At 73.4% G+C, this 9,942-nt stretch carries 7 protein-coding genes; 2 read left to right on the top strand and 5 right to left on the bottom strand.

The window, feature by feature from the left end; all coding sequences use genetic code 11:
- From HR086_RS40315 to HR086_RS40295, 5 genes are all read right to left on the bottom strand, one after another.
- Positions 1–896, bottom strand: an 896-nt coding sequence (locus HR086_RS40315) for a HEAT repeat domain-containing protein (protein ID WP_174468267.1), incomplete at its 3' end; no start/stop codon positions are given.
- Positions 893–3,451 (bottom strand): methyl-accepting chemotaxis protein, encoded by a 2,559-nt coding sequence (locus tag HR086_RS40310; protein WP_174468266.1) that lies wholly within the window; start codon positions 3,449–3,451, stop codon positions 893–895. The genes HR086_RS40315 and HR086_RS40310, both read right to left, overlap by 4 nt.
- A complete protein-coding gene (locus HR086_RS40305; RefSeq protein ID WP_174460715.1) occupies positions 3,432–3,878 on the bottom strand; it encodes a chemotaxis protein CheW in 447 nt (148 codons plus the stop codon). The genes HR086_RS40310 and HR086_RS40305 overlap by 20 nt, the downstream gene beginning before the upstream one ends.
- The gene (locus HR086_RS40300; protein ID WP_174468265.1) at positions 3,875–5,920 is read right to left on the bottom strand and encodes a chemotaxis protein CheA; all 2,046 of its coding nucleotides are present in this window, start codon (positions 5,918–5,920) and stop codon (positions 3,875–3,877) included. The genes HR086_RS40305 and HR086_RS40300 overlap by 4 nt, the downstream gene beginning before the upstream one ends.
- Positions 5,917–6,294, bottom strand: coding sequence for a response regulator (locus tag HR086_RS40295; RefSeq protein ID WP_141643167.1), 378 nt, complete (start codon positions 6,292–6,294; stop codon positions 5,917–5,919). Before HR086_RS40295 ends, HR086_RS40300 begins: the two co-directional genes overlap by 4 nt.
- Before the next feature lie 405 nt (positions 6,295–6,699).
- Here HR086_RS40295 and HR086_RS40290 point away from each other — a divergent pair, with 405 nt between their 5' ends.
- Positions 6,700–8,433: a chromosome condensation regulator RCC1 gene (locus HR086_RS40290; protein ID WP_174453903.1), complete on the top strand. Its 1,734-nt coding sequence runs from the start codon at positions 6,700–6,702 to the stop codon at positions 8,431–8,433.
- Positions 8,430–9,908: a di-heme oxidoredictase family protein gene (locus HR086_RS40285; RefSeq protein WP_174468264.1), complete on the top strand. Its 1,479-nt coding sequence runs from the start codon at positions 8,430–8,432 to the stop codon at positions 9,906–9,908. The genes HR086_RS40290 and HR086_RS40285 overlap by 4 nt, the downstream gene beginning before the upstream one ends.
- Positions 9,909–9,942: the final 34 nt, after the last annotated feature.

The raw sequence follows: 9,942 nt of genomic DNA, 5'->3' as shown, positions 1-9,942 counted from the left end.
CAACCCAGCAGTCGCGCCAGCGCGGCCCGCTCCGCGGAGTCCGCGCTGGTGATGGCCTGCGCCAGCCTGCGGCCCAGCATGGACAGGTCCGGACCGGGACCGGAGCGCAGCGCGGCCTGCACCGCGCGCGCGCCGCCAAAGCGCTGCACCTGCGCCTCGTGGATGTCCACCAGCGCCACCGCCGCCACGCGCACCAGCGCGTCGTTGCCCCGGCGCAGCAGGCTCACCAGCGCGGGCACCGCCGCGTCCTGGCCGGTGCGGCCCAGCGCGCGCGCCGACTCCAGCGCGTAGAAGGGGTCCGCCAGGAGCCCCAGGAGCGCGGGCACCACCGACGGGTCTCCACACCGGCCCAGCACGTCGATGGCGGGGAAGATGCGGAAGAAGTTGCCGCTGCCCAGCGCCGCCAACAGCGCGTCCACCGCCGCGCCGCCGCCAATGCGGCCCAGCGCCTCGATGGCCGCCACCGCGACGTTGTCGTCCGGATGCACGGTGAGCCGCGCCAGGAGCGGCACCGAGCGCCGACTGCGCCGCCGCCCCAGCACCTGCGCGGCGTCACAGACGATGGGCGCGGACGGGCTGTCCGTCAGACCCTCCAGGGACTCCTCCACCGCGCCCGTGGACGCCACCAGCGCCTCCACCGCGGCCGCCAGGCGCGCCTCGTTGTCGCGGCGGTGGCGCAGCACGTCGCACAGCGGAGGCACCGCCGGGGTGCCCAGCCGCGCGAGCGCCGCCACGACGGCGCGGCGCACCGCCCAGCTCGACGTGTCCAGTCCGGCCACCAGCCTCTCCAGGCTGCCGGCGCCCCCACGGGCCAGCTGCTCCACCTCCTCCACCCGCGCCCTGTCCTCCGCGGACAGGAAGAGGGGGGAGCCCGTCACGGAAGTCGATTCCGTCATGTCTGTCGCTCCCTGGAGCGCGAGCCCCCCGCCTCGGGAGCCTGCGGGGTGCTACCACTCCCCAGCACGCTGCCCAGGCGCTCCAGGCTCTCCACCTGCTCGGCTTGGAGTCGCGACAGGTGCGTCAGGCGTCCCGCCACCTCACGCACTTCTCCCGCGGTGGCCGACGACGCGCGGACCTGCTGCGCGGTGGTGGTGGTGATTTCCCGCGCCCTCACCCGCATCTCCTCCACGCCCTTCACCAGGCCCTCCATCACCTGCGTGGCATCGCCGCTGGCGCGCGCCACCGCGGCGGTGCCCGTGGCCTGCCGCTGCGCGGAAGCAGCGAGCCCCGTCAGCACCTCCGACTGCTCGTCCAGCGCGCGCGCCGTGCCCTTCGCCACCCGCCGCACCTCGTCCGCGCCCTTCACCAGCGCGACGAGCGCCTGGGCCTGCTCGTCGGTGGCGCGCGTCACGGACGACGCCAGCTTCGCCACCTGGCGGCTGGCCGTCTCGCCCTGCTTGAGCGCGCGCGCCTGCTCCGCCATGCCGCGCGCGGACTGGGCCACTTCCTTGCGCGTATCCTCCATGGCGCGCGTCACCTCCGCCGCCGCCTTGGCCTGCTCGGCCAGCCCCGCCAGGGTGCGCTGGGTGGTGCTCGCCAGGTCCTGGGCCACCTGCGCCATCCCCGTCACCTCCTTGCTCTGCGTGCCCACGACGGCGCTGACGCCCTGCACCAGCTGGCGCATCTGCGCGGCGCCCTTGGACAGGTCCGCCGCCGCGGCCGCCTGCTCCTGCACCGCGCGGGACACCTTCTGGGCGACTTCCGCCAGCTGCCCGTTGGAGCGCACCACATCGCGCAGCGCGCGGGCCTGGTCCGCGGTGGCCTGCGTCGTCTGCCGGGCCATGCGCCGCATCTCCGTGCCGCCCTGCGCCAGCGCCTGGGCCGCCTGGGCCTGCTCCGACGCGGACGCGGCGATGACGCGGCCCTGCTCGCTCATCTTCGTGGTGCCCTGCGCCAGCGACTGCACCGCCTGCACCTGCTCGGTCGTGGCGCGGCTCACCTCGCGCACGTTCTGCCCCACGTCATCCACGCCCTTCAGGATGGTGGACAGGGCCCGCTCCGCGTCCGACGCCAGCGCCGCGCCCTCGTCCGCCGCGCGCATGCCCTCCGCGCTCGCGCTCGTCGCCTCGCGCGCCGTCGTCTGGAGGCCGCGGACAATCTTCGCCACGTCCGAGCTGGCCGCCGCCGCGCGGTCCGCCAGGGCGCGAATCTCCTCCGCCACCACCGCGAAGCCGCGCCCGTGTTCACCGGCGCGCGCCGCCTCGATGCTGGCGTTGAGGGACAGGAGATTCGTCCGGTCGGCGATGAGGTTGATGGTCTGGACGATGTCGCCAATCTCCTCGGCGCGCTTGCCCATCTCCTTCATGACACCCGAGGACTCGACGATGGACTGACGGATGCGGCTGAAGCCGGCGATGGAGCGCACCACGGTGGCGCCGCCCTCGCGGGCGATGGTGCCCACCCGGTCCGAGGTGGCGCGCGCCTCCTCGCTCATCTGCGCCACCCGCCGCGTGGACACCTCCAGTTGCGCGGACGCGCTGGCGCTCGAGGACGCCAGGCCGTTGATGGACTCGGAGGCCTTGGCCACGGACTGGGCGGAGCGCGCCAGCTGTTCAATCGTCGCCGCATTGGTATCCACCACGGCGGAGTTCTTCTCCGCGGTGGCGGCCACCTCCTCCACGCTGGCGGCCACCTCCTCCACGGTGGAGGCGGTGGAGGCCGCGTGCGTCTCCAGCACCCGCGCGCTCTCCGCCACGCCACGCACGCTGCGCGCCAGCTCCTCCGCGGTGGACGCCGTCTCCTCCACGCCGGAGGACATGGTGGTGGCGTCGCGGGACAGGTCGCTCAGGGACTTGCCCAGCCCCACCACCGCGCCCGTCACCAGCGTCACCCGCTCGCCCATGCCCTGGGCGTCGGTGGACAGCCGGGCGATTCCCTTGGCCATCTCCTCAATCGTCGCGCCCACCTCCTCCGTGGAGGCCGCGCCCGACTGGTTGCGCGTCACCAGGTCCGCGACGGTGGAGTTCATCTCCGTCATGGACGCCAGCAGCTCCTCGCTGGAGGCGGCCAGGTCCTCCGCGTTGGAGTTGACCGTCTTCACCGAGCGCGTCACCTGCTCCAGCGTGGCGGCGGTGGTGTCCGCCTCCGCGGCCAGGTGGGCTGCGTCCTTGCGCACCCCCGCCACCGACGCGCTGACCTCCTGCACGGAGCCGGCGGTGGCCTCCGCTTCCTGCTGCAGCGCGCGGGCGGAGTCGCTCACTGTGCGCTGGGAGCGCGCGAGCGTCTGCGTCGCGACGCTCGTCGCCTCGACATGGGCGGCCACCGACTCGATGGAGGCGCGCACCTGCTCGGAGGCCGCGGCCTGCTCGTTGCCGCTGGCGGCCAGCCTCGATGCGAGCGCCTCCACGTCCTGCAGGAGGGCCACGCCCTCCCGGACTCCGCGCGACAAGCGCTCGGTGAGCCCGCGCGCGTCATCCTGCCCCTGGGGGCCGTTACCGTTTTCCGTCGCCATCTGGCGTCTCCTCCCCGATGACCCGGGGGAAATCGATGAGCATCACCAGCCTCGGCCCCACCTGGGCCACGGCCTTCACGAACCCTCGCGAGCCTTCCACCACCAGCGGAGGCGGCGGCTGGAACTTCGCGGGGTCCAGCTTCAGCACCTCGCGCGCGCTGTCCACCAGCAGCCCCACCGTCCGCGTCCCCAACTGCCCCACCACCACCCGCGTGTCGAGCGAGCGCTCCAGGGCCGGAAGCCCGAAGCGCATGCGCGCGTCCACCACGGGGATGACGCGCCCGCGCACCTGCACCAGCCCCGCGACATGCGCCGGCGCTCCGGGCACGGGCGTGGCCCCGGAGAAGGACTCCATCTGGAGGACGTCCGACGCCGGCAACACGTACTCGGCGCCATCCACCTTGAACACCACATGCAGCACGCTCATGTCGCGCGCTCCTCTCGTCCCCCGGACCCCGGGCGGCGCGCCGCTCCCAGCGCATTCAGGTCCAGCACCAGCGTGGGCTGGCCATCTCCCAGGTCCGTGGCTCCCGCCACCCCGGGCACCCGCACCAGCGGGTCCTCCAGCGGGCGCAGCACGATTTCCTGCTGACCGAGCAGCCGGTCCACACCGAACGCCACCAGCTCTCCGCGCTGTCGCACCACCAGCCCCCGAGGGGGCGTGACATCCACGGCCTGGGTGGACACGGAGCCCAACAGCCGTGCCAGGGACACCAGCGTCACCGCCTGGCCCCGCCGCTCCACCAATGCCACGCCGTGGGCGCCCGCGGGCCGCACCACCCGCGCGGCCTCCACCTCGATGAGTTCCTCCACGGAGCCCACCGCCACCGCATAGCGCAGCCCCGCGCACTCGAAGATGATGGCGTCCAGCAGCGTAATCGTCAGGGGCACGCGCAGGTGGAAGGTGGTGCCCTCCCCCACGCGCGTCTCCAGACGCAGCTCGCCCCCGAGCTGGTCCACGACGATGCGGCGAACGATGTCCATGCCCATGCCGCGCCCGCTGGTGGAGGTGACCTCCTCGCGGGTGGAGAAGCCGGGCCGGCACAGAAGCTCCAGCAGGTCATCCGGGCCGCGGGGAACCGGCACGCCCGCGCGCCGGGCCACCGCCCCCGCATCCACGCCCCGCCCGTCATCGGCCACGGTGATGTCCACCCAGCCGCTGGAGTTCGCATGGCAGCCCAGGCGCACGCGGCCCTCCGGGGGCTTGCCCGCGGCGCGGCGCTCCTCGGGAGACTCCAGCGCGTGGTCCACCGCGTTGCGCACCAGGTGCACGAGCGCGGGCAACATGCGGTCCGCCACCGCCTTGTCCAGCTCCGCGTCGCCCACCTCCAGCTCCAGCCGCACCGCCTTGCCCGTGGTGCGACGCAGGCCGCGCACCAGGAGCGGCAGCCGCTCCAGCACGTCCCCCACGCGCACCATGCGCAGGCGGAGGATGGCCGCGCGCATGTCTCGCAGCTGCCGTCCGTTCTCCTGGAGGATGGCGCGCAGCTCCCGCGTCGGAGCCCCGACGGCCGTCAGGTCCACCACCGCGCGCTGCAGCCGCGAGCGGTTGACGACGAGCGCCGCCAGTCGCTCCAGCGCCTCGTCCAGCCGCGACACCTCCACCCTCAAGGTACCGCTGGACCGGCGCCCCTCCTCGGGCTCCTCCTCCAGCTCCGGCTCCCGCTCCGGCACGGACGGCCCGTCCACGGCCGAGGGCGCGGGCGCGGTGGACAGCGCGCGCACCTGGGCGGGCTCTCCTCCCGCCGCCTCCTTCAGCACGGCGTCCGAGGCATCGGTGCTGAGCAGCAACACGAACGTGAGCGAGCCGCCGCCCGGCGCCGGCCCCGCCACGGGGACGACCTTGACGAGTTCCCCCAGCGCCGCCAGTCGCTCGCGCACGCTGTTGATGGTGATGCCCCGCGCGGCGCGCTCGGCACCGGGGATGAAGTCCACGCGGACCGGGCGGCGATGGCCCGCGCCCGAGGTGAGCTGCTCGCGCTCGGTGGGCGTCAGCCGGGGAGCGAGCGCCAGGGTCTCATCGAGCAGCAACGCCGAGGGCCGGGCGGTACTGGCCACCACGGGGGAGGAGACCCCCAGCGCCTCCAGTCGCTCCAGCAGTCCCGGAGGAACGGGCGAGGCGTCCTTGCCCGCGGCGAGCTGGCGCATGCGCTGCTCCACCGCGCGCAGGCCCTCCATGAGGGGCTCCACGCTGGACTCGGGAAGCCGCCCGCCCGCCTGGTCCGCCTGACGCAGGGACGTCTCCATCCAGTGGGAGATGGAGACGATGGGCTCCACGTCCACCATGGCGGACAGGCCCTTGATGGTGTGCAACGCGCGGAACAGCTCCCGCACGGACTTCGGATGGGCGGCGCCACGCCGCGCACTGGCCTCCACCGCCATCAACTGACGGTGGGCCGAGTCGAGCAGCTCCTCCACCTCCGCCAGATAGGCCGGCAGGAAGTCCGCGAGGTCCACGGAGGCCGTCAAGCCGGCTTCTCTTCCAACAGCCCCCGCGCCTCCGCGAGGATGGCATCGGGAGTGAAGGGCTTGGTCATGAAGCGGTTGGCGCCCGCGGACAGGGCCCGGGCGCGCGACGCCTCGTCCCCACGCGTCGTCACGATGATGATGGGCAGCGTGCGCAGCCGATCCTGCCCCCGCACGAACTCCACCACCTCGATGCCGCCGATATCCGGCATGTTCAAATCCAACACCAGCAGGTCATACGGGCTCAGCGACAGGCGCTCGATGGCCTCCAGCCCGCTGGACGCGTGGGTGAAGTTCAGGCCCGGGTAGGGCCTGAGACAGGCCACCACCATGTCCCGCATCACCTTGCTGTCATCGACGACGAGCACCTCTGACATGAATTCCCCTGGCGACGAGCGCCGAACCTAGAGCGATTCCCCGGCCTGCGAAGAGAACGTCGAGCCCCCCTCCCCGCCACCTTCCACTGGAGGACAATCGTACGTTGGGACAGGGACCAGCAGTGGGAGGGCCCGGACGCTCCCCCGTGCTGACCGTGCGAGTGTCCCACACCTGCTCGCCCGCCCGGCCTCCGAATCCCAAGGCCCGGTCATCCCGCCAACCGTGTCCGCCAGGCTCCCTGAAGCGCTTCCCTGGCTTTCCCGCGCACGCTTCTCCCTCGGGGAATCCCGGGCGGCAACCGCCAAATTGAGCCCTCTGTCGCTTGCGCGCCTTGAGCCGCGAGCGATATGAGGCCGGGCACTTTTCTGACTCTGCAAATCAATCTCAACAACTCAGGAGTCCCCATGAAGTCCCGTGCCTGTGTCCTGGCGCTCGTGACCCTCTGGCTCGCCGCGTGCGGGTCCGACGTGGAGTCCACGCCCGGCGTCCCCGTCTCTCCGTTCATGCAGGTGATGTCTCACGCGTCGGGCGACACCCTGAGTGAGCCCGTGGTGCGGCTGACCGGCACGGTGAATGTGCCGGGCAAGCTGGCCGGCCTGACGGCTCGGGTGAACGACGGCGAGGCACGCGCCGTGGAATACACGGAGAAGACGTCCACGGCGGGCGTCTTCGCGGTGGAGCTCACGCTGCCCGAGGGCGACAACGAGGTGCGGCTGGAGGCGGTGGACCAGAGCGGCGGCACCAGCGCGCGGGTGCTGAGCCTGCGCTACGCCCAGGCGCCCCAGGTGCAGGTGTTGTCCCCCGAGGAGGGGCTGGCCATCACCGTGCGCCGCGTGCGCGTGGACGCGGTCGCCACGGACAACGTGGCCGTGACGGCGCTCTCGTACACGCTCAACGACGGCGAGGAGCAGACGCTGGCGCTGCCCACCACGGCCGAGGGCGCGGTCTCCTTCGAGGTGACGCCCCGCCCGGGTGCCAACCAGGTGGTGGTGCGCGCGCGCGACGCGAAGGGCAACACGGGTGAGAAGACGGTGACCTTCCGCTTCGGCGGGTTGTCCACCGCGGGCGGCCTGCACAGCGGCACGCTGCGCAACGGGCGCGTCTACGTCTGGGGCCGCAACAACCGCGGCCAGCTGGGCCTGGGCGTGGACGTGACGGCGAACCAGACGCAGCCCCAGGCGGTGCCGGGCATCGAGAACGCGGCCTCCGTGGCCTTCAACCAGAACTTCTCCATGGCGCTCGACTCGGCCGGCGCGGTGTGGACCTGGGGTGAGAACGCGGACGGCCAGCTGGGCCTGGGCCAGCCGGGCACGCCCGACGTCGCGCCTCGCTACACGGCGACGAAGGTGCCCGGCCTGACGGGCGCGGTGGCGGTGGCCCCTGGCTTCCGTCACGCGCTGGTGCTGATGGAGGACGGCACGGTGCGCGCCTTCGGCAACAACGCGGACGGCCAGTTGGGCGACGGCACGACGACGGCGCGGGACTACCCGGTGACGGTGCTGGGCCTGACGGACGTGGTGAAGCTGGTGGCCGGCTCCATGCACTCGGTGGCGCTCAAGCGCGACGGCACCGTGTGGACCTGGGGTCGCAACACCTACGGCAACCTGGGCACGGGCACGGCCGGCACGCAGGGCCGTCCCACGGCGGAAGTCGTGCCGGGCCTGGCGGACGTGGTGGACCTGGCCAACGGGCGCGACCACATCCTCGCGGTGCACGCGGATGGCACCGTGTCCTCGTGGGGCCTGGGCGTCAGCGGGCAGCTGGGCAACGGGACGTCCGGAGCGAACACGCAGAGCGCCACGCCGGGCAAGGTGCCGGGCGCGACGGACGTGAGTGCCGTCTTCGCCAACGGCAACTACAGCTTCGCGCGGCGCGCGGACGGCTCGCTGCTCGCGTGGGGCCAGAATGGCAACGGCCAGCTCGGGGTGGGCGACGATGAGGACCGCGCCGTGCCCACCGAGTCGTCTCCCGAGGTGAAGCCCCTGTCCGCCATGGGCATGGGCGCCACCCACGTCATCGCCGTGCGCGGCGACGGCTCCGTCTACGCGTGGGGCTGGAACTTCAACGGCTCGCTCGGCCCCGACGCCGTCATCGACCGCTGGTCCTACACCGACCCCGTTCCGGTGACGCTGCCGTGAAACACGCCGCGGGCCTGGTCCTCCTGTTGACGCTCCTCGGCCTCGTCGCCTGCGACGGGTCCGGGGAGGCGCGCCCCGTCACTCCGACTCCCGAGGAGCCGAATCCCGAGGAGCCGAATCCCGGGGAACCGAATCCCGAGGAGCCCCTTCCGCGCTTCGACGTGGTGGAGGTGGGCGAGGACCGGCCCGGCGGCGAGACGAGCGTGGCGGTGGCGGGCGCCGCCGCCTTCACGAAGCCCGCGGCGAACCTGGTGCTGGCGCGCCGCTCCGAGTTCTTCGTGGGCGAGTCCGTCTTCGAGGCGAACTGGGTGGGCGCGCCCGGCTCGCAGCCCGAGCGCGACGGCCTGGGCCCGCTCTTCCACTCCGTCTCCTGCATCGCCTGCCACCTGGGCAACGGGCGCGGCCGTCCTCCCGAGGGGAACGAAGTCGCCGACACGCTGCTGGTGCGCCTGTCGGTGCCCGGCGTCGGCGCGCACGGAGGCCCGCTGCCCGAGCCCACCTATGGCGACCAGCTCCAACCCCGGAGCGTCGGCGCGGTGCCCGCCGAGGGGCAGGTGCGCGTGAAGTGGACGGACGTCCCCGGCACCTTCGCGGACGCGGAGCCCTACACGCTCCAGGCACCGGAGCTGGAGCTGACGGAGCTGGCGTACGGGCCGCTGGCGCCCGACACGCGCACGTCCGCGCGGGTGGCGCAGCCCATGGTGGGCCTGGGCCTGCTCGCGGCGGTGAGCGACGAGACGCTGCTTGCGTGGGCGGACCCGGACGACGCGAATGGCGACGGCATCTCCGGGCGGCCCAACCGCGTGTGGAGCGAGCGCCAGGGCCGCGAGGTGGTGGGCCGCTTCGGATGGAAGGCGAACCAGCCGGACATCGAGCACCAGAACGCGGCGGCGCTGCTGGGCGACCTGGGCCTCACCACCACCCTCTTCACCGAGGAGAGCTGCACGGCGGCGCAGGCCGTGTGTCGGGCGGCGCCCCATGGCGGCGTGCCCGAGGTGAGCGAGCGGCAGTTGGAAGCGCTCGACTTCTATTCGCACACCGTGGCGGTGCCGACGCGCACGGGCGTGGACTTAGCCGACGTGCTGCGCGGCAAGGCCGTCTTCCACCGCGTGGGCTGCGCGAAGTGCCACCGGCCGTCCGTCACCACCGGCACGCTCGCGGGCTACCCGGAGCTGTCCGGCCAGCTCATCTGGCCCTACTCGGACCTGCTGCTGCATGACCTGGGGGACGCGCTGGCCGACGGGCGCGAGGACTTCCTCGCCTCGGGCCGCGAGTGGCGCACCGCGCCCCTGTGGGGCCTGGGCCGCGCGCGGGAGGTGAGCGGACACTCGCGGCTGCTGCATGACGGACGCGCGCGCACGCCCCTGGAGGCCATCCTCTGGCACGGCGGCGAGGCCGCGTCCGCGCGCGAGGCCGTGCGCGCGCTGTCGAAGGGGGAGCGCGACGCGCTCGTGGCCTTCCTCGACTCGCTCTGAGTCAGGCGCGGGCGGTGGGGGGGCCGTCCAGGGG

This window comes from Myxococcus sp. CA039A, from assembly GCF_013336645.1.
GTDB classification, from domain to species: domain Bacteria; phylum Myxococcota; class Myxococcia; order Myxococcales; family Myxococcaceae; genus Myxococcus; species Myxococcus llanfairpwllgwyngyllgogerychwyrndrobwllllantysiliogogogochensis.
The sequence above is the reverse complement of the archived record's forward strand: the minus strand, read 5'-3'. Positions and strand labels throughout refer to the sequence as shown.